This window comes from Alteromonas sp. 5E99-2, assembly GCF_017368475.1.
Taxonomy (GTDB): domain Bacteria; phylum Pseudomonadota; class Gammaproteobacteria; order Enterobacterales; family Alteromonadaceae; genus Alteromonas_F.
Genome location: NZ_JAFNJE010000002.1, coordinates 240,102 through 264,905, shown reverse-complemented (window position 1 = coordinate 264,905; position 24,804 = coordinate 240,102). Strand labels below are relative to the sequence as shown.

The following is a 24,804-nucleotide window of genomic DNA, read 5'->3' as shown; positions in this document are numbered from 1 at the left end:
GCTAATAGAATTTTATGGTTAAAAAAAGTATTTTTAGAGGAAATTTCGATGAGAAAGATAACAGCACTGTTTTTGGTATTGGTGGGGCTAAGTACTGCTTATGCTGATGAATGCGCTATTGATGTTACTGTAGGCGATGTTATGGCGTTTACCCCTTCGTCTATTAATGTTTCAAAATCTGCCTGTTCAACACTAACAATTAAACTGACTCATTCGGGGAAAATTCCCAAGGCTGCAATGGGTCACAACTGGGTGTTATCGAAAACAGCAGATGCACAGAACGTGGCACAAACGGGTTGGTCTGAAGGTCTGGAAAATAACTACCTGCAAAAAGGTGATCAGCGCATTATCGCTAATACTTCAGTTGTTGGTGGTGGAGAGTCGGCATCTGTAGAATTCAATACAGCAGAATTAGAAGCCGGTGGCGATTATACGTTTTTCTGTTCCTTCGTTGGGCACTACTTTTCTATGAATGGGAAATTTAACGTAAGCGCCTAGCTATTCTGTGAATGTATAGACCTCAATTTTTATTCAAAACTTGGTTTTGCAGGGCGAATCGATTATGTTTACGCAACATCAAAACGTTTCTTAAATTGAGGTTACTTTTCATCATGTTATTCAGTTTGCCTTCTATTCGCACTATCGGTGTGCCTTTATTTTCGCTGTGTTGTCTGTATTCCACTGTTAGTTATGCATGGCACAATGACCATCAGCACCCCTCTACATTCGATACTGATGTGGTGAAGTTGAAAGAAGCGAATCAAAACAGTCAACTTGCATACGATATTGTCAAATCGCTAACGGTGGAAGTTGGGCCTCGTATCGCTGGTTCTAGTGGCGACAAAAAAGCTGTGGCTTGGGCTGAAGCTATGTTGAGTGAGATGGGATTTGATAAAGTTTACAAGCAACCGGTTAAAGTGCGTAATTGGGAGCGTGGTTTCGCTGATGCCCGTGTTGTTTTACCTTTTGAGCAAAAGCTAGTAATTACTGCTCTAGGTGGGTCTATAGCTACGCCTGAAGGCGGAATTCAAGAAGCTGTGGTGATGTTTCCTTCATTAGAGGCACTGTCTGCCAGTACTAAAGCTGAGGTTGAAGGTAAAATTGTATTTTTAAATACCCGAATGCAGCGCAACCGTGAAGGAAAGTTTTACGGAAAAGTAGTACCAAACCGTGTAAACGGGGCTATAGAAGCCGCTAAGTTAGGTGCGAAAGCCGTGATTATTCGCTCTGTAGGTACCGACAACTCTCGTTTTGCTCATACCGGGCTTATGCGCTATGACGATAGCGTACGTAAAATTCCAGCTGGGGCTATTTCAACCGCTGATGCCGATACTTTAGAAGCCATGTTTGCTGAAAATAAAAAGGTGATCATTGATGTAGATATGCAGGCAAAAGATGCCGGATGGCAAACGTCTTACAATGTTATTGGCGAAATTACTGGATCTGAGCACCCTGATGAAGTTGTGCTTATTTCTGCGCATTTGGATTCCTGGGACGAAGGTACAGGTGCAATTGACGACGGTGCTGGAGTGGGCATAGTGACCGCTGCGGCTAAAACAATTAAAGACACTTTAGGTCAACCTAAACGCACTATTCGGGTTGTACTTTATGCCGCAGAAGAAATTGGCCTTGTCGGCGCTAGACAATATGTAAGCGCGAACAAAAGCAGTTTAGAGAATATTATTGCGGCCGCTGAATCTGATTTTGGTGCTGGCAAAATATATCAATTTGATACGCGATTTAATCCAGTAGTGCAAAAAAGTGCAGGGGTGTTGTATCAAGCGCTAGCCGAATTAGGTGTTGAATACGGTAACAATCAAAGCGGTGGTGGGCCTGATGTGTCAGTATTACCCGCTTTAGGAGTGCCGGTGTTTGCGTTGAAACAAGACGGTACCTACTATTTCGACTATCACCATACGCCCAATGATACGTTGGATAAAATACACCCTGAAGATATTCGTCAAAACCAATTAGTCTGGTCTATTGTAACGGCATATTTGGCCAATACGTCATTTGATCCTAGGCCTGCACCGTAAGGAAGGCGCTATTTTCTTCGAGCCAGCTTTGAGGGTTATTCGATAATTTAATGTGTACAGCTTGCAAGGAAGTCTTTCCGACGACTCTTGCGCTGTGCCCATGGCTAGTGCCAAAATTTACCCCGTCGGGTAAAAAGTCTGCCGCAATAAATTGCTCCCCCGCATTGAACAACTTGCTTTCACCACTACGTAACGTAATTTCAAGACAGCCTTGTTGAATCAGTAATAATGTCGGGTCGCCAGCAACGTGCCAGTCACTTTGATAGCCCGGCTTACTTTTTCTGTGTCTAAAGTTGAGTGCGTTTTGGCGATTTGAGATAAACATACCATTCATGTCATCTAATGGTAGCTCGAATGTCTTGAATACTGAGTGAAAATTAGAGTTGATGGTAATAATGGGGAGTGAAGCTGTTTGAGTGTCTTTCATTATTATGATTCTTTCAATCGATTATCAGTAGAATTATACCTATAAATACCGTAAAGCATATTGTTACAGATGTGTTATGAGAATAGCGACATAGTTTGTTACTATTAAGTAAATGAAATATTAGGCGAGGATTAAAAAATGCAAGAAACATGGCGCTGGTTCGGCCCTACCGATTCAATTTCTTTACGACAAATACGTCAAGCAGGTGCGACGGGTGTTGTTTCTTCTTTGTATGAAATCCCTACAGGGGACGTATGGCCTCTAGATAAAATTTTAGAGCATAAAGCGCTGATTGAAGATGCAGGAATGAATTGGGCCGTGGTTGAAAGCGTTCCTCTGCACAATGATATTAAAACCCGCACGGGTGAGTATGAAAAGTACATTGAAAACTACAAAGAAACACTGGTTAACTTAGGTAAAGCCGGTGTTGATACCGTTTGCTACAACTTTATGCCGGTGGTTGATTGGACTCGAACTAATTTAAGTTATGCCATGCCAAATGCGTCTCAAGCGTTGCGATTTGAAATGACAGACTTCATTGCTTATGACGTATATATGCTAGCGCGAGATAATGCTGAGCAAGATTATAGCCCTGAGCAATTAGCGACAGCCAAACAACGTTTCGATGAATTATCAAATGAAGAGCGTGTGTTACTTGAAAAGAATATCATTGCAGGTTTACCGGGCGGTGAAGGTTCATATGATCGAGCAGGGATCAAAGCGGCGATTGCACAGTTTATTGCAATAGGCACAGAAAACTACCGTCAACATTTGTTTAAATTTCTTGAAGGTGTTATTCCTTCTGCTGAATCCGCGGGAGTGAAAATGTGTATTCATCCCGACGATCCTCCTTTTTCTCTTTTCGGATTACCTAGAGTTGTATCTACTGCAGATGATGCTAGAGCTATTATTAATGCTGTTGAAAGTGCGTCAAATGGTATTACATTGTGCGCTGGATCTTTCGGGGCGCGAGCAGACAATGACCTTGTTGATATGGTAAAAGCGTTTGGACCTAATATTTTCTTTGTTCACCTTCGCAACGTAAAGCGGGAAGCTGATGGTTCATTTTATGAGTCGGATCACTTAGATGGCGACAACGATATGCTGGGGCTAATCAATGCGTTACTTGACGAGGAAGGGGCTCGAGATAAAGCTCATAGTATTCCTATGCGACCAGATCACGGGCATTTAATGGATGAAGAAATGGATCGGCCAGATGTGCGCCCAGGTTACTCATACGCAGGTAGGATGAAATCGTTGGCAGAACTTCGCGGTGTTATCCATACCTTAGAAAGTATCCGCAGTACACAATAGAATAGAAGCACAAAACCAATGGCCTTGCGCTTCTAACGTATTTATTAATTGGAAAATTTATTATGTTTATTCTTTTTCGTAAGGCTTTTTTGCTTTGTTTTCTATTCACAGGCTTCACTTATGCCGAACCAGAAGGAATGGTATCGGTACCGAGTATCCATTCCGTCAGCGGAACAGCAGATAAATTAGAATCGGCTTTAATCAATAAAGGCATGACGGTTTTCGCCCGTATTAATCATGCTGAAGGTGCAAAAAACGTAGGCGTTGCATTACGACCAACGGAATTAGTGTTATTTGGTAATCCTAAAGTAGGGTCGCCTGTTATGGCATGCGCTCAATCTGCGGCTATTGACCTTCCACAAAAAATGCTAATTTGGGAGGATGAGTCAGGAGGCGTGTGGTTGAGTTATAACGATATCACTTACGTGCAATCGCGACATGATATAAAAGGCTGTGAAGCGGTATTGAAAAAAATAGCCGGCGCGCTGAATAATTTTGCAGTAGCAGCTAGCAAATAAAGTGTAATTAACTTTCACAAAATAAAGTTCGATATCGTAAATAAAGTATTTTTTGTAATTTAATTACGAAAAATACTTTCATTTTTGGTTTTTTAGTGCATAATGTATTCATCGGTTAGCAATAATCTTATTAAATTACATTTTTGAGGAATCATTATGAAACTATCTACCTTCGCTATAGCAATTACTTTTTCTGTTGCATCGTTGCAGGCAGTGGCACAAAACGTGGTTCTTAAACCTGTAAGTGATAATTTTGAAACTCAAATTTGCTATACCGCTGCGACAGAAGGCTATAGCGCTGCTAAACGTTTGGCTCGCCGTGAGCATGTAAATTTCACAGACATTAGAACTAGCGTTAGCTGCAATGGTGTTAGCATTAAAGAATTTGCTGAGTTATATGAAATTAACGACAAAGGTAGTGAGACTACTACCGTTGCTTTGGTTGCTAAAAGTAGCAATGTTGAATCACAAGCGTGTTTGGCTGCTATTGAATTAGGTGAAACAGCTGCAAAAGCTAAATATGGCTTAGAGGGTGAAACGGTGTTTTGTAACTACGAAGAAATGGCGACATTTGCGAAAAGATACCGCAACGAGAGCACTGTCATTCAATCTTTAGCTGATTAACTTATGAATATGAAAGCCGCTTTTAAAGCGGCTTTTTTGTACCTATTAGTCTTTTGTAACAAATTTTATTGCCATCTGTTTTTAGTTTGCGGTATGTTCTTCGGCAAACAACTATAAACAAAAAAGGAAATAAAATGCGTTACAGTATTTTAGCCACTTTAGTAGCCGTAGCTTTGACAGGCTGCAAACCGACAGAAACAACAAGTACATCTCATACATCCGCCTCTTCTGAGCAAAGTGTTACTGCGCCTATCTCAGCTGAAGTCATAGAAAAAGAAACCGCACGATTAAATGAGTGGTTTGAAACTAAATACGAAGAAAATATTCTTCGAAGCCCTATCGCTTTAACGTTTCAAGGAAGGCCAGAGCGCAAAGGTGAAATCGATCAAATGTCGGAAGCGGCAATAGATGAAAGTCTTGCTATTACAAAAGCCAATCTTGCTGAGTTAACGTCGTCTTTTGATTATGACAAATTGAGCGATGACGCTAAGATTTCATATGATATTTGGGTTTATCAGGCAAAAGCCGAACTCGAATCAGATAAATACCGTTATAACAGTTATGTTTTTGAGCAAATGCAAGCGGTACACAGTTTCTTTCCTCAGTTGCTAATAGCATTTCATAGTGTAACTACCGAACAAGATATGATTGATTTTAACTCTCGTATCAAGGAAACGGGGCGGGCATTGAACCAGCTTATTGAGTTTTCGCAATTAGTCGCGGAAAAAGGGGTTCGCCCACCGTATTTTGCTTTTGATGCGGTTATTTCCGAATCAAAGTCCATCATTACCGGAGCGCCTTTTACCGAGGGTGAAGACAGCGCTGTTTGGGCTAGTGCGAAAGATAAAATTGCTGCATTGGTTAAGGCAGGTACTATTGATGCTGAAAAAGCGGAGTCATTGCGCGAGGTCGCAAAAGCTAACTTACTGAATGACTTTTTGCCTGCTTACCAGAAACTTATTGCATGGCAAGAAAAAGACAGAGTGAATGCAGGAGATAAAGCCTCTGGTGTAGGCGCGTTGCCTAATGGTATCGATTATTACAATGAACGCCTTGCTAACCAAACCACTACATCGTTAACCGCAGATGAAATTCACAATATTGGGTTAAGCGAAGTTAAGCGTATTCGCGCACAAATGGAACTAATTAAAACTAAGTTTGGTTTTGAGGGTGACTTAGCCGATTTCTTTGTTTTCTTGCGTGATACTAAAGATGACACCCGTTTGTATTACCCAAACACCGATGAAGGGCGTCAAGGTTATTTAGATGATGCTACTGCTGCGATTGATAATATTAAAACGTTATTACCGGACTACTTTGGTATTTTGCCAAAAGCGGACATGGTGGTGAAACGGGTTGAGTCCTTTCGAGAGCAAGATGGCGCAGCTCAGCATTATTTCCCTCCTACGTTAGATGGCTCTCGCCCAGGTATTTACTATGCTCATCTTTCAGACATGACAGCCATGCCTAAAAGAGAGTTAGAAGTTATCGCGTATCACGAAGGTTTACCGGGTCATCATATGCAAATTGCGATAGCGCAAGAGCTTGAAAGTGTGCCTACATTTAGAACTCAAGCTGGCTTTACTGCTTATATAGAAGGCTGGGCGTTATATTCAGAATGGTTAGCAACTGAAATGCCGGGTACCTTTAGCGATCCATTGTCAGATTTTGGGCGTTTGGGTTCTGAAATTTGGCGTGCTATTCGTCTTGTAGTCGATACGGGATTACATGCGAAAGGGTGGAGCGAGCAACAAGCGATTGATTACTTCAAGGCAAATTCAGCTGTCACTGAAACTCAAGCCATTTCAGAAGTAAGGCGTTATTTAGCGATACCAGGACAAGCCACCAGTTATAAGATTGGTATGCTGAAAATTCAAAAATTGCGCGCTAGTGCTGAAAAAGAACTAGGTGATAAATTCGATATTAAAGGGTTTCACGATGTGGTGCTTGGCGGCGGTGCAGTGCCACTAGATGTACTAGAGCTACAAGTCAATAATTGGGTGAATTCACTTAAGTAATCAAAAGAAATTATGACCGAAGCACAGTCAGAGGACTGTGCTTTTTTTTCGATGAAATTTAGTTTCTCAGAGATGAACATCGCTTAGTCGATGAAATTTTTAGATATCTTTTTCTGTCTTATTTGTTCTATCTTAAACTTAAGAAGTTGAAAATATGACACACGACGAAATACAAAACCCCCAAATTACACAACGACTAGAATGGTCACTGCTTGCACTTAGAGTTTCGATCTTTGTCGTCATTTTTGTTTGGTCTTTAGATAAGTTCTTCAATCCTGGCCATGCATCTAAGATATTTGAAATCTTTTATGGCGTGCAGGGCGTTGCTCATACATTGGTTTATGTACTGGGAGCTATACAGGTATTGCTTGCCCTTGCTTTTTTGGCGGGCTTTCAAAAGCGCATAACTTATGGAGCAATATTTCTGTTACACGGCGCATCTACTTTGTCTTCATTCCCGCAATATTTTGACCCGTTCAATAACCTGTTGTTTTTTGCTGCTTGGCCTATGTGGGGAGCATGTTTTGCGCTATTTATGCTTAGAGCATTAGATACTAAATTTACCGTGTCAGCAAAATAGGAATATAATGCCTGTGGTGCTCAACCTCGGTTAATTCAAAAAGCCATTACTATTGAGTAATGGCTTTTTGAAGAAATATTAATGTTTTTGAGTGTTAACGGTGAACTGAATTTTACTTATGTTCAGCTCAAGGTAGCTAAGATTTAAAACAATCATTAATTCTAACTTTTAAGAATTCTGTCATAATTAACCAACTAAAATTGGTTTTGAGTTTCGTTTGACATATACACCCTCTTTTCTAGAACACACCTGTCGCCTTTTATATTCCTTCGTGATGTTTTTTGTTGCGCCTATATACGTGCTTGTTGTTTCGCTAAAAAAGAAAAACGCAGAAGGAAGCTATAGCGGTCCTTGGTGGGAGCGATATGGTGCAGTCAAGAAGGTTAATAAACCTCAAACAGTACTGTTTCATTGTGTGTCGGTTGGCGAGGTGAATGTTGCATCTCGTGTTATTTATGACTTACTGGCAGCTAACCCCAATGAACATATTGTTATCACAACAACAACAACAACAGGGTCAGCCCGAGTACGTGCACTGTTAGGCGACTCTGTTACCCATTTTTATTTACCGTTTGATTTACCGTTTTCTATGGCGTTAATGCTCAAACGGGTTTCGCCACGACTCATTGTGATAACTGAAGTCGAGCTTTGGCCTAATTTAATCGATCAAGGCTGGAAAAAAAACATCCCAATCGTGTTACTCAATGCACGAATGACCGACAGAAGTGCAAACAGCTATTCAAAAATCTCGTTGTTGTTTACCCCTATGCTGAGAAAAATCACTCATATTTGTGCTCAAGGAACGCGGGATTATCAAAACTACCTTTCTTTGGGAGCCCTCTCTGACCAACTAACTATGACAAATAACGTGAAGTTTGATTTAGCGCAATTCAATGATGAAGAAAAGCTTGCTGAGACAAAAAACGATGTTAAAGATTTTATTTCTATTATTGGCGCAAGCACTCATGAGGGGGAAGAAGCCGCGTTATTGAAATGTGTATTAAAATTAAAAGAGAAAAATCACAATATTCAGCTCGTTTTAGTTCCTAGGCATCCTGAACGGTTCGACACTGTGTCTAAGTGGTTGACTGCCAATAATATTGAGCATTCCCGAAGTTCGAAAAATGAAGAGCGTAGCCACTCAAATTTTGTAACTTTAGTTGATGAAATGGGGAAACTGAATGAAAAGTATAGCGATGCTGATATCGCTTTTGTTGGGGGGAGCTTAGCGGATAGAGGTGGGCACAATGCGCTTGAAGCAGCTGTTCATTCTTTACCGATAATCATGGGATCTCATTTATACAACAATCCCGACATAAGTTTAGCACTTGAACAGGCCGGTGCACTCACAGTTATTGAACACCCTGACGACATGTATGCTGTTGTCGAACCATTAGTGCTAGATAAAATGTTGCGAAAACGCAGAGGACAAGCTGGGAAAGCAGTCATTACAGAAAATGCAGGCGCTGTTGGTAAGACATTAAAAGTGCTTCAAGATTACCTTATCAATACCTAACAGAAGTCCCATTCTTTTTGCACTATGATGTCGCACAGTTGCACAATAAAAAAGAGACATCAAAAAACACGACTTTAGAACTGTTTTATTTTTATACTGAAAATTGGTTAACCAATTGAAATGTATTGTTAATTTATTTTTGGCAGCATTTTTGCTTATACTATTAGGCAATTGTGCAAAAGAATAAAATGATAACAAACACGCGTAAGCGTTCTTGCACAAACTCCAGGGAGACATGCCCCTAACATAGGTTAGGGGTGTGTTTTTACTTTGTCAGGTAGTATTAAACTTACGACCTTGCTTTCATTATTAACCTCATTGTGGCTATCCGATAAACACACTTTTGCTTTGTTATTCTTATCTATAATCAACAATGGTAGTGCTTGCTCTCCATATTGCGCTTTGTAATCTTCATATGTAAAACTGTCTGATAGTGGCGTTGTCTTTATTGTTGCCCCTTTAATTACCATTGAAGACAAATAACCATAGGTCGTTCCCTCAGAAAACAAAGAATAAGACCCTTGATAGTCTTCTGACAATTGATGGCTAGGCCGTGATGATTGTTTTTTATCGAATAATCCCCACACTTTTTCTGCCCCTAAGCTATCTGAGAAGTGGAGGTAGACCAAAGGGTTCATTTGTCGGTAAGGAGATAATATAAGTACTTGTCCTATAGTACTCATATCTAAATGGCGAGAAGCGTGTTCAGATATTGGATTGCCAAAGTAAACAGGGATATTGTTCATTCGAGCGTCTTTTATCGTATCCCAATTCGTATCAGCTATTAGGGTATCAATACCCAAGTTGTTCATTTCTAACGCTAATAATTGACTAAATTTACCACCACCAAACAGTAGGTAGCCAGTTGCTGGGGGCGCGTTGACATCTAGCAGTTTGGCAACGGTACCCGATGTAAGGCTTTGTACTACTACGGTTATGATAATAACCATAAAAACCATAGGTACGAGTACAGCGGCTTCAGGATAACCAGATGCCTCTAGTTTTAATGAAAACAAGGCCGAAACGGCTGCAGCTACTATTCCTCTTGGGGCAATCCAGCTTATGAGCCCGAGTTCTTGGATTGTGAGACTAGTACCGATAGATGATAGCGCCACAGATAAGGGGCGCGCTACAAACATAATTGCAAGTACAACATAAATCACACCCCAACCTAACTCCAATATAGGATTTAAATCTAATCGTGTTGCTAATAATATAAACAGTCCAGAGATAAGAAGTACGCTAAGTGTTTCTTTGAACTCTAGTATGTCGTCAACCTTTACGTCTTTCATATTTGCTAGAGCTAAGCCGATAAGAGTGACAGTGAGTAACCCTGATTCATGAGCTATGGCATTGGAAATCGCAAAGGCAGCGAGCACTATAGTAAGCACTGCGGTGTTTTCTAAATAAAGGGGGATCCAGTTCTTTTTGAGGGCAGATCCCAAGGCTATACCAGTGCCTATGCCAAAGGCTACACCGACACTTAGTGTTAGACCAAAAGCGTAAAGCGTATGGCTGACAGCATCCTGTGACGAGATTACAAATTCATAAACTAATACGGCTAGTAATGCGCCTATAGGGTCGATAATGATGCCTTCCCAGCGCAGTATGTTGCTTATCTTCTGGTTCGGGCGGACCGTTCTTAGCATTGGAGCAATTACAGTGGGTCCCGTGACAGTAACAATTGCTCCAAATAAAAATGAAACAGGAAAAGAAAGATCGGTAAAATAGTGAGCGGCTAGAGTGGCAACTGTCCAAGTAGTCATACAGCCAACACTGCATAGATTTCGAACCATTTTCCCATGGCCTGCTATATCGCTAAATTTCAGGGTCAAAGACCCTTCAAATAAAATGATCGCCACCGACAATGACACAACAGGGAAGAGTAGGTCACCAAATAAGGTATCAGCATCGAGTATGTTAAAAACTGGGCCAACTAAAATACCTACAACGAGTAAAGGTAAAATAGCGGGTAGTCTTATTTTGTAGGCTAAAAACTGGCACGCAATCGAGAATAAACCGACGAGAACTAAAGATATCATGGGATCAAACATGAAAAACTTCCTGTAAAATAGTTTGATTAATATAGCAGGAAGTAATTAAACATGTATGATCACTGCTATTTTCTTTTTAAGATAGAAGTTGAGTTTATCAATAATGGATATCAAGTTAGCTAAATTTATTTTTGTTGTTATTAGTCTCTTTAGCGTTACATCTTGCACCGCGAATGGGCAAACGAACTCTGTATTAGTTGCTAATATTGATATACTTTTAGGTGAAGAGTTGCATGAAACATCGGGCTTGGTGTGTGATGCCTCAGGCACTTTCAGCATAAATGATTCTGGAAATAAACCTAAACTATACGAATTAAATGAAAGAGGCGAAACAAAGGCTCACTCTCTTGCACTTAAGAATACAGATTGGGAGGCTTTGGCAGCTTCAAACTCTCATTTTTATGTAGCCGATATTGGTAACAATGCAGGAAAGCGCAAATACTTAACTATTTATGCCGTCGAAAGAAGTAAGTTAAAACTAGAGGGCAAAATAGAGCTTCAGTATGAAAATAATGAACCGTCAAAAAATGTTAGTTTATCCCATGATTTTGACGGTGAAGCGCTTACCTATGTGGATAATAAGCTAGTTTTGTTTTCAAAAAGTTGGAAAAGTAGGATTGCCAAAGTCTATTTTGTTGACCTTGATAAGAAGCAGCAAAAATTAGAAGTCCAAGTTAGCATGGAAGGACTTCCTGGTGTGATCACGGGAGCTGATTTTGACGATACTACAAATACGTATACTGTAGTGGGATATGAAATGGGAGGATTTGGCTTTGTACTTCCATTTATCGCTAAGTTATCTAAAGATTTTCAGGTGATAAAAGTGGACCAGCTTTATAATTATGGCCAGGTAGAAGCTGTGTGCGTACACAATGGAAAAACTTGGTTTACACAAGAAAAGAGCCCATTCAAACCAGCAAAATTAGTTCAAGTTAGCTTTTAATCTAAGGTTATACAGCAAAGCCTAATTTGGATAAAAGTGATAAAAACACAGAGTGCTGATGTGTATTTTTTTGTCCCCGAGTACCCGGCTTTTTCCGCTTATACTCAGCGTTCAAAGCAATGCGAGCTTCTCTTCTTTCTTGTGCCTGATTTGCCTTTTCTACAAATTTAGCGCGAGTTGATGGGTCCATAGAGGCAAAGATACTAGACGTTGTTGCTCGTTTTTTAAGGCCGCTAGACTTAGGTGAACTGCACATATTTCTTACACTCTTAATTCATCATTGTTGGTTAAAAGACCAGCGGTGCGGGGTAAAAATTTCACTCCTTTACTCTGAGCGCTTACATAATCAGTTGAAATATTTTTTAAGTATTCCATGTCTATTGTATTTGTATGTACATGCAAAGATGGAGGTTATATGTACCAACAATGTGTTTATTTCAATTTATCTACGTTAAACCGCAAGATAACTAAGATTTGGCAAGACGAATTTAATCGTCTTGGATTATCGCCGTCACATGGGTACTTATTGTCTGCCATGGCGGAAAAGCCAATGTCTACGCAAAAAGAGTTAAGTGAACTTATGGAGCTTGATGCGTCTACCATCACACGTTTCATTGATGTGTTGAATGCAAAAAAGTTAGTGGAAAAAGTCACTGTAGGTAAAGGGGCAACCTTTTCTTTGACTGCGGAAGGGCTAGCTGTATCAGCAAAATCGAAAGAGCTAATGACTGCACTTTTTACAAGAATGCAAGAGTCAATGGGTGCAAATGAATTAACGAATTTTGTTGATAGCTTGCAACAAACAAAACAGGTTTTTGCTGATAAATAATTTTAATTTAAGTTTCAACTGAGAATGTAAATGAAAAACTTTTTAAGCGTGCTATCTATCATTTGGTTATTTATTTTTGTGTATGTGGAACAGGTTCAAGCACAAGAAGCGGTTTGGCCAGCGCAGACGTTTTACAAAAATGTAGAGGTCAAAGGCCACAGCATTTTTTACCGCGAAGCTGGAGACCCGAAAAAACCCACTATCTTATTCTTGCATGGGTATCCTTCTTCATCTCATATGTATCGCCATCTCATTCCATTGCTTTCCGGATCATTTCACGTTGTGGTACCTGATAACTTAGGTTCTGGTTACAGCGATAAACCCAATCCAAGTGACTATACCTATACCTTTGATGGCTTGGCTGACGTGATGGAAGGGTTTGTTAAAGCATTGAACTTGGAGTCTTACACTCTTTACATGCAAGATTTTGGCGCACCCGTAGGCTTTCGACTAATGATGCGTCAACCTCAGCGAGTCAAGGGGATCATTTCACAAAATGGTAATGCTTATTTAGAAGGGTTAACACCACCCAGACAGGCATTTTTTAAACGAGCTCACGAAGACAGGTCAAAAGAAATGGAACAGGTTCTTTATGAGTTTACGGGGCTACAAGGTATTCGTGATAAGCAGTATTTGAGGGATGTGAAAGGCAAAGAAAGCATTATGAGCCCAGACAGTTGGACACATGATTTGCACTTTCTGCAAACAAAAGAGCAGCGCCTAATTCAAGTGCAATTGCTTCAGGATTACTACAATAATTTGTTGGACTACCCCAAATGGCAAGCCTTTTTACGTGAAAATCAGCCTCCTACTTTATTGGTGTGGGGGAAAAATGATCCGGCATTTATAGCTGAGGGTGCAAAAGCGTTTTTAAAAGATGTGCCAAATGCCGAATTGCATTTACTTGATGCTGGTCATTTTGCAATGGAAGAAGTACCTGTGGATATTGCAAAGCACATTATTAATTTTATTTATTCACTGCCTACTCAGTAAGCAGATAGCAAAGAGGTAAGAAATGTATGAAAGCGATAATTGCAAAATCCCAAGGCGGCCCTGAAAATCTACAATTTTACACTGTGGATGAACCCACATTAAATGAGGGTGAAATTAAAATAAAAGTATGTGCATTTGGTTTAAATAAAGCTGAAATGTACAATTTAAAAGGCGGCCACGGCCCTTTCTCCGGTGAACTTGCTCTAGGTATTGAAGCGGCAGGCGAAGTTATTCATGATCCGCTAGGAGAATTTAAACCAGGTCAAAAAGTGATTACAGCCATGGGGGGAATGATGTTTGGTCGCCATGGTAGTTATGCCCCAATCATCTGCGTAAAGCGCACAAATATACAAGCCATTGACACTAATATTAGCTATGAGTTGTTAGCTAGCTTACCCCAAGCGTATTTAACTGCGTGGGGAGCCATTGACCATAGTTTGAAATTACAAGCAGGTGAAACCTTACTTGTACGTGGTGCAACGTCGAGTATTGGCTTAGCCGCTGTGGTTTATGCAAAATTGCAGGGCGCAAATGTTATCGCAATGACTCGCAAAAAAGAGAACCAAGCTAAATTATTAGAAATGGGTGCAGATTTAGTGGTGATCGACGATGGAAATGTTCAGCAAATCATTAGTGAATCTAAATTTAAACATGCCGATAAGGCTATTGAGCTCGTTGGCGCAGGTACACTTAAAGATACAATGGCATCTTTGCGCCGGTGGGGAGAAACTGTGTTTGTCGGCTTTTTAGGTGGGCCACCCGTTATCGAGCAATTTCATTTGATGAATGATTTGCCTAATACGATCAAGTTATCTTTTTTCGGCAGCGGTTTGTTAGGGAACAATGAATTAGAATTGAAACATTCACCTATACCCAAAATTGCAGATTTAGTGGCGAAAGGAGAAATTCCCAATATCCATGCAAAAACCTTTGAATCCAGTGATATTCAAGAAGCCCATAAGCTATTAGCAAGCAATACTGCGTTGGGCAAAATTGTGGTGACTCACGGATAACGTAAAATCAGTAGCTTAGCTTTGAAGCTAAGCTACTGTTTAGTGTCTTACCAAGACGCAGCGTTTGCGTGTTCCATATCGTAACTAAATGATTCTGGAATTGTACTTGGATCAAGTAAGCAGCCTTTTGTTACAACAGGGTATAACTGAGCATAGTTTTGCACATCTGTACCTTGTACACGACGGTTTATATGTCTAGGCTCTAATTGATCTAAGTTATCTAAGCCTGCTGCACCAACAAGTTCTACTAAATTAGTGATGGTTTCTTTGTGGAAGTTCGCAACACGTTGCGATTTATCGGTCACAATAATCGCTTTGTTTCTTGATGGATTCTGCGTCGCAATGCCAGTAGGGCAGTGATCAGAGTTACATGTTCTGGCTTGAATACAACCCAAAGACAACATCATTCCTCGCGCTGAATTTACTGCATCAGCACCTAACGCAATCGCTCTAAGAATATGGAAAGCAGATAGCATTTTGCCTGAGGCAATAATACGAATTTTGTCTTTTAAACCAAATCCAATAAGCGCGTTGTTTACGAAAATTAATGCATCTTTAATGGGAGTCCCCACCGAGTTTGTCATTTCTACAGGTGCCGCACCTGTGCCGCCTTCGCCGCCATCAACAGTAATGAAGTCTGGCGTAATGCCTGTTTCAATCATGGCTTTACAAATTGCGAGGAATTCATCCCTACGACCGATACAGAGTTTAAAACCAACAGGTTTACCTTCGGAAAGTTCTCGCAATTTCTTAACAAAGTTCAGTAACCCAATTGGAGTACTAAAAGCAGAGTGAGCTGGTGGAGATACCACGTCTTTTCCCATAGGAACATGGCGAATTGCCGCTATTTCTTCGGTTAACTTAGCCGCTGGTAAAATACCACCGTGACCAGGTTTGGCACCTTGAGAAAGTTTTATCTCAATCATTTTAACTACATCGCGTGCAGAATTGGTTTTAAATGTCTCTGGGTTAAAGTTACCTTCATCGTCACGGCAACCAAAATAACCTGTACCTATTTGCCACACAATGTCACCACCGTGTTCTAAATGGTAAGGGCTGAGACTACCCTCGCCAGTATTATGAGAAAAACCACCCAGTTTTGCTCCGCGGTTTAGCGACATAATTGCGTTCTTACTTAACGCGCCATAACTCATTGCTGAAATGTTCAGTGGTGAAGCCATATAAGGCTGCTTACAATCTGGGCCACCAAACTTCACTCTAGGATTAAAATCAGTAAGGTGTTTCGGCTGCATAGAGTGGTTTACCCACTCATATCCCGCACGGTTTACATCGAATATAGTACCAAAAGGACGGGTATCCCTAGCGCCTTTTGCCCGTTGATATACTAAAGAGCGAAATTCTCTTGGAATAGGGGCGCCACTGGTGTCTGATTCAACAAAATACTGTTGGATTTCGTCTCTAAATGATTCCAATAGATACCTAAATCTTCCGAGTACTGGATATAAACGTCGAATAGAATGTTTTGCTTGAAACATATCGTATAGACCCATTGCGATAATAGGCCCCACTATCGCAAACGCCCATAAGGCGTATATAGACAGTATTGAAAATGCGGCTATCAATAAACTAGAACTAAATATAAATAGCACGAACTTTTGACGTACGGTCATTCATGTCTCCTTTTTATAATTATTAGGAATTAACTTTATTCACTACATGCATGAGAAAGGGGGAAGAGACTTAAAATTTCACCGGATGTTTTTCTCCAAATCTTAGTTTAGCATCGTGTTTACATTTTTTGTAAATGGTGCATTACATGGCTATATTTAGAGTATCGCAATAAACTAACTGCTTATGCGGTCTTTAGCTATGAGTACATCTACTTACATGTAATTAAAATAAGGTTGAGTAAAATGAAGTTAATTTACAGTTTTATTTTGTTATTTTCGATAGTGCCATTGGTGGAAGCAGAAAACCATTTTGAACATAGCCCCCATCATCTTTCTTTATTTTTAGGTGGAACAAATATTAAAGGGGAAGAATTTGGTTTTAGTACCGGTGTTGATTATGAGTATCGAGTTAATCAACTACTTGGTTTAGGGACTGTAATAGAATATGCTGCTGGTGATATTGATGCCTGGTCTGTTTTAGCCGTGGCAGATATTCATTTCTTTGAAGGTTTTATGGCACAAATTGGCCCCGGAATTGAAATTACTTCTGATGAAGAGATTTTTATTACCAGAGTTGGTTTGTTATATGAGTTTGAGTTTGAAAACGGTTTTACCCTGTCTCCCCAATTACATTATGATATACATGCTGGAGCAGACAATGCCGTCGTATTCGGATTGGCTTTTGGCCGTAGTTTTTAATAAAACGAAATCGGCTTGAAAAGAAAAATGTAAAAAAAATTGAAATTTTGTCCAATGTGACGAGGTCTTATTTTTCGAACGCCAACGTTGACAACGAAATTTAGTAGACTAAATTGATATGTCATCTAGGCAACTAAATTTTAACTATAAGGTTACACTATTATGAATAAGCAACAGACAAAATTAGCATTAGTTTTAGGTTGTGCAATTGCGGCTTCTCAAGGCGCGATGGCTGCTCCAAATGATCAACTTACTGTAGCTGAAGGCGCGCCAGAAGCGGTACAAACAGCTATCCAAGAGTGGAAAGGTGGCGAGCGTTTACGTGGTCGTAAAGATAAGTGCTACGGTATCGCACTAGCTGGTGAAAATGATTGTAAAGCCGGTGCAGGTACAAGCTGTGAAGGTACTTCTACTGTTGATTTCCAAAAAGATGCTTGGACATATGCGCCTAAAGGTTCATGTGAGTTCATCGTAACTCCAAATGGTCCAGCTTCAAAATCTCCGATTGCATAATCGTTGACTGAGTTATGATCACTTCATTGCCGGCTGATGCCGGCATTGGTTTAAAGCCAGAGTTTTTTTCAGAGTTACATAACTTCAATCAACCTGGATTATGGTTTGAAATCCACGCCGAAAATTATTTAATTGATGGCGGTCCAAGACTCCAAACTCTCCAAGAGTTAGCCAACAAAATCCCTTTAAGTATTCACGGTGTAGGCGCTTCTTTAGGTAGTCCAGAACCTGTATGTAAAGACCATCTCGCTCGAATTAAAAAATTGTGTGATTCGGTTAAGGTCGCTTCTTTTTCCGAGCATATTGCTTGGTCAGGTCTAGAAGGTCATTATTTCAATAATTTAATGCCTGTTCCTAGAACAAAAGCGAGTCTAGCTTTTACGGCTGATAACATTCATCGAGTTCAAGATACGATTCAACGCCCAATATTGGTAGAAAATCCTTCTAACTATATTGAAATGGCCTCTGATTACGGTGAAGCTGAATTTTTGATGGAATTAGTTCACAAAACGGGTTGTGGTGTCCTTTTAGATGTAAACAACCTATTTATTAGTAGTAAAAATATTGCCATTGATTTGAATGAATATATTCAAATACTTGACGCCAACGCCATAGGTGAAATTCATGTGGCAGGTCATTCATATGATCCAAATGATAAGAATTTACTGATTGATTCTCACGATGCTCCTGTGTCTCATAATGTGTGGGAGCTGCTAAGAGATGTTATCTCTCAAACAGGTAAAAAACCTGTCTTGATCGAGCGAGATGCAAATTTGCCTCCTCTTGCTGAATTAATGAAAGAGAGAGATTTTGCATCACAGATAATTCAGTCAAGTCATAAAGAGTTGGCTCATGGCTGATTACTTTTCTGCATTGGCATCTTATGTCAAAGATGGAAATAGCGAAGTCATGCGTCCGTTTTTGTCCAGCGATGAAGACGAGCATAAATTAGCTATTTTTAGAAATACCTTTCTGTCTTCTTGTGTTGATACATTAAAACGTCGTTTTCAATCTTGTGTATCTGCATTGGGTGAAGAGTATTTTCACTATGTTGCAAGGCAGTATGTTGATCACAATACACCGAGTTCTAAAGTGTTAGCGGATTATGGCAATGACATGCCGACATTTTTGTTGAACATGTTAAAAGAGCAAAATCTTGATTACGTGAGTGATTTAGCTAAATTAGACAATACGTGGAATCAGGTTTATTTTGCCAAATCCAGTACAGCGCCTAGCGAAAGTGATTTGGCTCGCTGGATGGAAAATATTGATGAAGTGTCTTTGGGGTTAGCGTCGAGTGCCTCTTTGGTGGTAACTGAATGGTCAGTTTCGTCAGTATGGTCTGAGTTAAAAGAGGGGGAATTGACACAACAACATGCAATTAACCCTGAGAAAGAGTTTATTTTAATGTGGCGAGACGCGAATGGCATTATACTGCATCGGTCGTTATTAGCTGGAGAGTATGAATTTATTTATTCTATACATTCAGGTAAGCCACTTACTGAAGCTGCAGAAGCGGCTTCACAACATGAGGAAATAGACATAAGCGCTATTTTTTCTCAACTGATAACTAATAATTTATTAACAGAAAAGGTGTAGTAATACTGTGATTTCTTTATATCAAAGTTTTACAAATTTAGTGAGCCGTTTTTCTCAAGATATCGCTTTGTTGCTGGTTCGTTTAATGGCTGCGAAAGTGTTCTTGAATTCTGGCTTGACGAAATGGAATGGTTTTTTACAATTCAATGAAGAAAAGTACGACCTGTTTCTTTACGAATTTTTCTGTCCAGATCCAATTAGAGAAGGCGCGTTGCTGTTATGTGATCCAAATACATTAGATTATGTTGAAGGCTCAATGACTGTTTCAATTATCGAGAAGTTAGCAATAGCTGCAGGGGTAATGGAAGTTGTACTTCCTATTTTATTGATTCTCGGTCTTCTATCTAGACTTGGTGCTGCCGGCCTTATCGGTATGACATTGTTTATTCAACTGGCTGTATTCCCTGAATGGGATCATTGGTGGAACCCTGCGGTATGGTGGTTCTTAAGCTTGTTAACAATATTGTCATTTGGCCCAGGTCGATTGTCACTAGATAAACTTTTCAAATTAGAAAAGTAAAAAAGAACATTGAACAAAAAAGGCAAAGTATTTACTTTGCCTTTTTTATGTAATCTGAAGCCGGTACACGAAGATGGGTATTTTTAAAGTTAATAGAGATACAGGACGCTAAAGCTCAGGTTATTTAGTCAATATAGCGATACAGTATTCTCTATTAACCCACTCTCCTGTTTTGCTTTTCACTTGCTCTATTGTTGTTTCTACTGCGGTAACTTGAAAGTTAGTGTCACTTACCAAACTCAAGAATTTTTGCTGATCATATAATGTAAATACATTGGTTTGTGCAACAAAGGGTAATAGCTCCATAGAAGCCTTATTTACAAAGGTCACAACAAGTACGCCTTGGGTTTTCAATACCCGGTATATTTCATTTAAAAAGGCTCTTGGTTGCTCCCAAAAATACAGTGTATTAACAGAAAAAGCCGCATCGAAAAAACTGTCTGTATTCGGTATGTTCATGCCATCGAAAACTTTGAATAAAGCCTGATTTTTGTTTATGAAGGGTTCATTGATACGCTCTGCTTCTTGCTGCATGACGTCTGATATTTCCATCCCTACGTATTTTAAATCGGTCGCTTTTTTCATTAGATACGATAAGTGAGAACAATTGCCATGACCGAGCTCTAATACATTGTGGTGATCCTTCAATTGAAGTGCCAAAATGCTTTCATGGATCATATCTATATTGGTTGAATGAAGCAGCTCACCTATTTCTTTTCCTTTACTACCTGATGGGCAACTCAGTTGACTGGCTATCTCTTGTATGTCTTCTGTACTCACAAGGGATGTTTTACCTTTCTTATCCATAAGCAATGATATCCAATTCCATTTTTGAGCGTAGCGCTGTTCTTTAATAAGAAACAATGTGGTTGTAAAGAAGGGCAGTTAACCTATATTGCTGAAAATATACAATAAAGGCTAACTGGCTTTGAATACGTTAATTATGTTTCTTTTGTTTAAACTTAAGCATGTAGTTGCCATACCAACGCCCTAAAGGTGCGGCGCTCATACCGTGCAGTAAAGCACTAATCCATACTGCATTGATAGATACGACTAACAAGCTATGACTGTATTCGCTCATTAAATCTTTTGACACAACAAGAGCAAATAGGGCGGTAGCTAACCCTCTTGGGCCAAACCATCCTAAAAACAGCTTAGACACTAAAGGCATTTTGGTGCCTAGTAAAGAAAGGTAAATAGCGAGTGGCCTTACAAAGAACAAACTGACCAGAATGTACAGAGCTATATCCCACGTAATGTGGTGAAGTGCTTCAGGTAATAGCCCTAGACCGATAGCCGTAAACGCTGACCATACCAAAAGCTGACCTTCAGTTTCGGTAAACTGGTATATAAATCGACAATGGCCTTTAACTTGATTACCAAATACCAAGCCTGCAATAAACGCGGAGATAAAGCCATTTCCACCCATTATGGTGGCGCTCAAATAAGACGTGCCTGTTAAGGCGAGCACACCAATGCCTTCATATACATTTGAGGTCAAATTTTTCGACTCAGCAAATAAGAATAACTTACCACTGGTCCATCCCATAGCCACCCCAACAGCAATGCCTATGAGTACTTGGCTACCACCAAAAATTAACCAATGTACTGTACTTGTATCCTCTGCTGATGACGCAACAAATAAAGCAGCAAAGAACAAAATAAAGGGAAGTGCGAGTCCATCATTTAAGCCACTCTCTACAGTCAGTGTTTGGCGTGTGTTCACTGGAACGGCTTTGTTTTGAATAACGGCTTCGCCTAGAGCTGCATCTGTAGGGGCTAAAACTGCGGCCACCAATGCTACAAATACCCAAGGCCATTCTGGGAAGAACAACAAACCCACACCTGTGCCAATAGCAACACAAAGTGGAAGCCCTATAAGCAACATTCTTAGCGGCCAGCTATTTCGGTATTTTAATCGTTTTAAATTAATTTGGGATGCGTCTAGAAATAGCAGAATAATTAGTGCAATTTCTGCTACTAAATGTATGGTTTCTTCCGTTTCTATATCAGTAAAAAAGCCCACATAGGAAAATATTAAGCCTATGGTAATAAAGACGATAGGGGCGGTAATGACGGTTGTTGATAAGCGTTTCGCAAGCATGGTGTAACCACTTACGCAAAACAAAAGCATCAGTATGCCAAGCTCGCTGCTAATTTCCAAAATAGTGTCAGCCTTATTCAGTAAATAGTAAAGTACCTTAGACCCATTATGGTCTAATTAACTTTCAGTGCCAGTGTTACGTTTTATGATTTCCACTGAGCTAGGTAAAAATCATAATCGTAGGTAAAACCGAGGCATTCTTGGGGACTACATAAATTTATAGATTATGAGTTGAATATATATCGTAAATATGGAGTTAAATAAAAGGAAGAGATGGAAAAGCAAAAGAAGAAACGTCAAATGAATTGTATGAGGTTTCTTCTCAATAGTGTTGATTCCTACCTACATTTGCAAAGACTAAATGTAGGTAGGATGTGTGCGGATTCAACATAATCGGTAAACTACAAAGATGCGATGTCTGTTGTACTGCTATTTTTACTGTAATCTTTACCGGCTAAAAATGTATTGATGTTATGTGGATTACTTCCGTATTGCTCAACAAAAGACACTAAGTCCATGCCATTGCATTTTAAATTCTCAACTAAGTACTGCTTACTTACACGAGATTCACGGATTTCTTTATTTAGAGAAAGCTTGTTTCCTTTGGCTGCAACTACACATAATTTAGTTCCAGCGAAGCTGTCTGTTGGGACAAGCTGTTCAGAAGCACTAGCAAAACCGATAGTGCTAAGAGTTAAAACAGTAGTTGCGATTACTTTAGTCAATGTTTTCATAGTGTTCTTCCTTTATTTCCAGTTTAAATGTTTAGTCATTGTGACTTGTATTAACTAGAGCAAATGAAATGCCAATTATTTTTATTGTTTTAAAACAAATAGTTATGTTTTCAGTGATATCTTTTTAAATTCTTTTTGTGAAAATGACCAATTGAATTTATTATTTTGACTATATTTTGGTTTTTTTATTGAGAAACGTGACAAATGTCACTGCATATTGATGACACTTGAATCTAAAGAGTTCACTTGTTTGTTGGTATCTCATAAACGGAATGCCAGTAATCGAGTGGAAGCGGCTAGAATTGCTCATCAAAATGGGTGGCTTTAGGCATAAAAAAAGAGCAAGGGTAACTTGCTCTTTTTTATTAACTTAATAGGTTTAGGGCTAGGCTGATTGCTCTTCTTTGCTTTCAGTGACTTCCCACTTTTTGGTCGCAAAACTGAGTAAACCAATCACAATACCAATGCCAATACCAAATAAGCTGATTTGCATATAAAGGCCAGGCATGTCTTGAACGTTATTCGGGTCAAACTGTCCTGCAAGTAAACCAGAAACTAGATTACCCATAGCATAGGTTAATACAAATACACCCATCATTTGCCCTGCGTAGCGTTTAGGCGATAGCTTACTTACCGCACTTAATGCTGTTGGACTTAAGCAAATTTCGCCCACTGTATGCAAGAAGTAGGTGGCAACAAGCCAATAAGGGGCAACCTTTAAACCGCTTGCTGCTAGCTGAGATGCGAAAAACATAACAATAAACCCTGTTGCCATAATCACTAGACCAATGCCTGCTTTTACGCCATAGGTTGGTGTGATCATCTTCTTAGCTAGGTTTATCCAAAGTGCAGCAATAAATGGGGATAATAAAATGATAAAACCAGAATTAGATAACTGGAACCATATAGTCGGAATGGTAAACGAGCCCAGTAAACGATTTGTGTAATCTTGTGCAAATAAATTTAAGGATGAACCTGCTAATTCAAAGCCAGCAAAGAAACAGGTTGATGCAATACACACCCAAAAAAGCGCCCCTAAGTTGCGTTTTTCGCTAGGGCTTAATCCACCAAAAAAGAAAATATAACCGTAAGAACCAAAAAATAATATTGCGATAATTTTGGTTACTAGTTTGGCAAGCTCTACAGGGTCAAAGGAAATTGCTCCGGTAACGGCAAGTCCGGTGACTACCGATAAAACCACTAAAAATGCTGCAATAACGGCCCAGCTTAGTTTGATTGCTTTTGGAGACATTTTTATTGTCGGCTTGGCACCTGCGCCGCCTAACTTGTGAAGGGTAAGGCGATATTGAATCAAACCTACAAACATACCTACAGCCGCTAAACCAAACGCCCAATGCCAGTGGCCAGCTTCTTTAATTGGACCTATGGATAAATAAGCGAGGAAAGAACCAATATTGATACCCATATAATAAAGGGTATAGCCCGCGTCACGGCGTTTGTCGTTGAGTTCATAAAGCTGACCCACCATGGCGCCAATGTTAGGCTTTAATAAACCAGTACCCAGTACAACAAAGACTAAACCGACGAAAAATGTGTTGTCAGTTGGTAATGCTAATATTAAGTGACCAATAAAAATGATAATGCCACCGTACCAGACGGTTTTTTGGCTGCCTAATAAACGGTCGGCAATCCATCCTCCGGGTAAACCCATGAAGTAAACAGCACCAGTGTATAAGCCGTAAATCGCACCTGCAGATGCCACTGTAATGAATAAGCCGCCTTCTTGAATGCTGGCTGTCATAAAAAGCACTAACAGCGCACGCATACCGTAATAGCTAAATCGTTCCCACATTTCAGTAAAGAAAAGTGTCTGTAATCCTGCAGGATGACCCAAAAAATCTTTGGGTTTTTGTTCTGTCGTAGACATTAATAATACCTTGTTTTTATTGTAGTAATGAAAGGGGATGTTCCGCCTTGCATTTATTCGATTCTGACCGAAGTTTAGAAGCGAAACGCCGCTACCCTTTAAGTATTTCAACTTTATATTACGCTAACATTTATACCACTCTAAAAAAACCATAAACAGGCCTTTTAACGCTTTGTTATGAATAGGCACCGAAAATGTTACGCTGTGGTTGTATTTTAATATGTATGAAAAACAGAAATACTCAGGTGCTT

25 protein-coding genes are annotated in these 24,804 nt (G+C 39.7%); 17 read left to right on the top strand and 8 right to left on the bottom strand.

What is annotated here, in order from left to right; genetic code table 11:
* Positions 1–48 precede the first annotated feature (48 nt).
* Both azu and J3L16_RS03295 read left to right on the top strand, forming a co-directional pair.
* Positions 49–498 (top strand): azurin, encoded by a 450-nt coding sequence (azu, locus tag J3L16_RS03300; RefSeq protein WP_207611458.1) that lies wholly within the window; start codon positions 49–51, stop codon positions 496–498.
* Between the two features lie 113 nt (positions 499–611).
* Complete coding sequence (locus J3L16_RS03295) at positions 612–2,036, top strand: M20/M25/M40 family metallo-hydrolase (protein ID WP_207611457.1); 1,425 nt, start codon at positions 612–614, stop codon at positions 2,034–2,036.
* Here the strand turns inward: J3L16_RS03295 and J3L16_RS03290 are convergent.
* Entirely contained in the window at positions 2,020–2,463 is a 444-nt protein-coding gene (locus J3L16_RS03290; RefSeq protein ID WP_207611456.1) for a hypothetical protein, read from the bottom strand. The genes J3L16_RS03295 and J3L16_RS03290 overlap by 17 nt on opposite strands.
* A gap of 138 nt (positions 2,464–2,601) precedes the next feature.
* Between J3L16_RS03290 and uxuA the strand changes: the two genes are divergently transcribed.
* The 6 genes from uxuA to J3L16_RS03260 all read left to right on the top strand — a co-directional run bounded on the left by uxuA (position 2,602) and on the right by J3L16_RS03260 (position 9,033).
* A complete protein-coding gene (uxuA, locus tag J3L16_RS03285) occupies positions 2,602–3,777 on the top strand; it encodes a mannonate dehydratase (RefSeq protein WP_207611455.1) in 1,176 nt (391 codons plus the stop codon).
* A 62-nt stretch (positions 3,778–3,839) separates the two neighbouring features.
* A complete protein-coding gene (locus J3L16_RS03280; protein WP_207611454.1) occupies positions 3,840–4,295 on the top strand; it encodes a DUF302 domain-containing protein in 456 nt (151 codons plus the stop codon).
* Between the two features lie 156 nt (positions 4,296–4,451).
* Positions 4,452–4,919, top strand: a complete 468-nt coding sequence (locus J3L16_RS03275; protein ID WP_207611453.1) for a DUF3718 domain-containing protein — start codon at positions 4,452–4,454, stop codon at positions 4,917–4,919.
* Positions 4,920–5,053: 134 nt separating this feature from the next.
* Positions 5,054–6,937 carry a DUF885 domain-containing protein gene (locus J3L16_RS03270; protein WP_207611452.1) on the top strand — a complete coding sequence of 628 codons (1,884 nt, stop codon included), beginning with the start codon at positions 5,054–5,056 and terminating at the stop codon, positions 6,935–6,937.
* 154 nt (positions 6,938–7,091) lie between these two features.
* Positions 7,092–7,517, top strand: coding sequence for a hypothetical protein (locus J3L16_RS03265; RefSeq protein WP_207611451.1), 426 nt, complete (start codon positions 7,092–7,094; stop codon positions 7,515–7,517).
* A gap of 274 nt (positions 7,518–7,791) precedes the next feature.
* Entirely contained in the window at positions 7,792–9,033 is a 1,242-nt protein-coding gene (locus J3L16_RS03260) for a 3-deoxy-D-manno-octulosonic acid transferase (RefSeq protein ID WP_207611450.1), read from the top strand.
* 251 nt (positions 9,034–9,284) lie between these two features.
* On the opposite strand, the gene J3L16_RS03255 is transcribed toward J3L16_RS03260, so the two are convergent.
* Positions 9,285–11,087 (bottom strand): sodium:proton antiporter, encoded by a 1,803-nt coding sequence (locus J3L16_RS03255; RefSeq protein WP_207611449.1) that lies wholly within the window; start codon positions 11,085–11,087, stop codon positions 9,285–9,287.
* A 103-nt stretch (positions 11,088–11,190) separates the two neighbouring features.
* Between J3L16_RS03255 and J3L16_RS03250 the strand changes: the two genes are divergently transcribed.
* Positions 11,191–12,030, top strand: coding sequence for a hypothetical protein (locus J3L16_RS03250; RefSeq protein ID WP_207611448.1), 840 nt, complete (start codon positions 11,191–11,193; stop codon positions 12,028–12,030).
* Between the two features lie 7 nt (positions 12,031–12,037).
* On the opposite strand, the gene J3L16_RS03245 is transcribed toward J3L16_RS03250, so the two are convergent.
* Positions 12,038–12,286 (bottom strand): hypothetical protein, encoded by a 249-nt coding sequence (locus tag J3L16_RS03245; protein ID WP_207611447.1) that lies wholly within the window; start codon positions 12,284–12,286, stop codon positions 12,038–12,040.
* 159 nt (positions 12,287–12,445) lie between these two features.
* Between J3L16_RS03245 and J3L16_RS03240 the strand changes: the two genes are divergently transcribed.
* Genes J3L16_RS03240 through J3L16_RS03230 form a run of 3 tightly spaced genes read left to right on the top strand, consistent with a single transcriptional unit; the run spans position 12,446 to position 14,865 of the window.
* A complete protein-coding gene (locus J3L16_RS03240; RefSeq protein ID WP_207611446.1) occupies positions 12,446–12,859 on the top strand; it encodes a helix-turn-helix domain-containing protein in 414 nt (137 codons plus the stop codon).
* Positions 12,860–12,889: 30 nt separating this feature from the next.
* On the top strand, positions 12,890–13,852 hold the full coding sequence (locus tag J3L16_RS03235; RefSeq protein ID WP_207611445.1) for an alpha/beta hydrolase: 963 nt from the start codon (positions 12,890–12,892) through the stop codon (positions 13,850–13,852).
* 26 nt (positions 13,853–13,878) lie between these two features.
* On the top strand, positions 13,879–14,865 hold the full coding sequence (locus J3L16_RS03230; protein WP_207611444.1) for a zinc-binding dehydrogenase: 987 nt from the start codon (positions 13,879–13,881) through the stop codon (positions 14,863–14,865).
* 47 nt (positions 14,866–14,912) lie between these two features.
* Here the strand turns inward: J3L16_RS03230 and J3L16_RS03225 are convergent, their stop codons facing one another.
* On the bottom strand, positions 14,913–16,496 hold the full coding sequence (locus J3L16_RS03225) for an FMN-binding glutamate synthase family protein (RefSeq protein WP_207611443.1): 1,584 nt from the start codon (positions 16,494–16,496) through the stop codon (positions 14,913–14,915).
* Positions 16,497–16,739: 243 nt separating this feature from the next.
* On the opposite strand from J3L16_RS03225, the gene J3L16_RS03220 reads away from it, so the two are divergent.
* The 5 genes from J3L16_RS03220 (at position 16,740) to J3L16_RS03200 (ending at position 19,827) form a co-directional block, all read left to right on the top strand.
* Positions 16,740–17,195, top strand: a complete 456-nt coding sequence (locus tag J3L16_RS03220; RefSeq protein ID WP_207611442.1) for a hypothetical protein — start codon at positions 16,740–16,742, stop codon at positions 17,193–17,195.
* A gap of 162 nt (positions 17,196–17,357) precedes the next feature.
* Positions 17,358–17,708, top strand: a complete 351-nt coding sequence (locus J3L16_RS03215) for a DUF2282 domain-containing protein (RefSeq protein WP_207611441.1) — start codon at positions 17,358–17,360, stop codon at positions 17,706–17,708.
* Positions 17,709–17,722: 14 nt separating this feature from the next.
* Entirely contained in the window at positions 17,723–18,568 is an 846-nt protein-coding gene (locus J3L16_RS03210) for a DUF692 domain-containing protein (protein ID WP_207611440.1), read from the top strand.
* Positions 18,561–19,307 carry a DNA-binding domain-containing protein gene (locus J3L16_RS03205; protein ID WP_207611439.1) on the top strand — a complete coding sequence of 249 codons (747 nt, stop codon included), beginning with the start codon at positions 18,561–18,563 and terminating at the stop codon, positions 19,305–19,307. Before J3L16_RS03210 ends, J3L16_RS03205 begins: the two co-directional genes overlap by 8 nt.
* Before the next feature lie 7 nt (positions 19,308–19,314).
* On the top strand, positions 19,315–19,827 hold the full coding sequence (locus tag J3L16_RS03200) for a DoxX family membrane protein (RefSeq protein WP_347564635.1): 513 nt from the start codon (positions 19,315–19,317) through the stop codon (positions 19,825–19,827).
* Positions 19,828–19,947: 120 nt separating this feature from the next.
* Here the strand turns inward: J3L16_RS03200 and J3L16_RS03195 are convergent, their stop codons facing one another.
* From J3L16_RS03195 to J3L16_RS03180, 4 genes are all read right to left on the bottom strand, one after another.
* The gene (locus J3L16_RS03195) at positions 19,948–20,634 is read right to left on the bottom strand and encodes a class I SAM-dependent methyltransferase (protein WP_207611438.1); all 687 of its coding nucleotides are present in this window, start codon (positions 20,632–20,634) and stop codon (positions 19,948–19,950) included.
* A 130-nt stretch (positions 20,635–20,764) separates the two neighbouring features.
* Complete coding sequence (locus J3L16_RS03190; RefSeq protein WP_242698630.1) at positions 20,765–21,991, bottom strand: cation:proton antiporter; 1,227 nt, start codon at positions 21,989–21,991, stop codon at positions 20,765–20,767.
* A gap of 341 nt (positions 21,992–22,332) precedes the next feature.
* Positions 22,333–22,665, bottom strand: coding sequence for a DUF3718 domain-containing protein (locus J3L16_RS03185; protein ID WP_207611437.1), 333 nt, complete (start codon positions 22,663–22,665; stop codon positions 22,333–22,335).
* Between the two features lie 385 nt (positions 22,666–23,050).
* Positions 23,051–24,553 (bottom strand): peptide MFS transporter, encoded by a 1,503-nt coding sequence (locus J3L16_RS03180; protein ID WP_207611436.1) that lies wholly within the window; start codon positions 24,551–24,553, stop codon positions 23,051–23,053.
* Positions 24,554–24,804 lie beyond the last annotated feature (251 nt).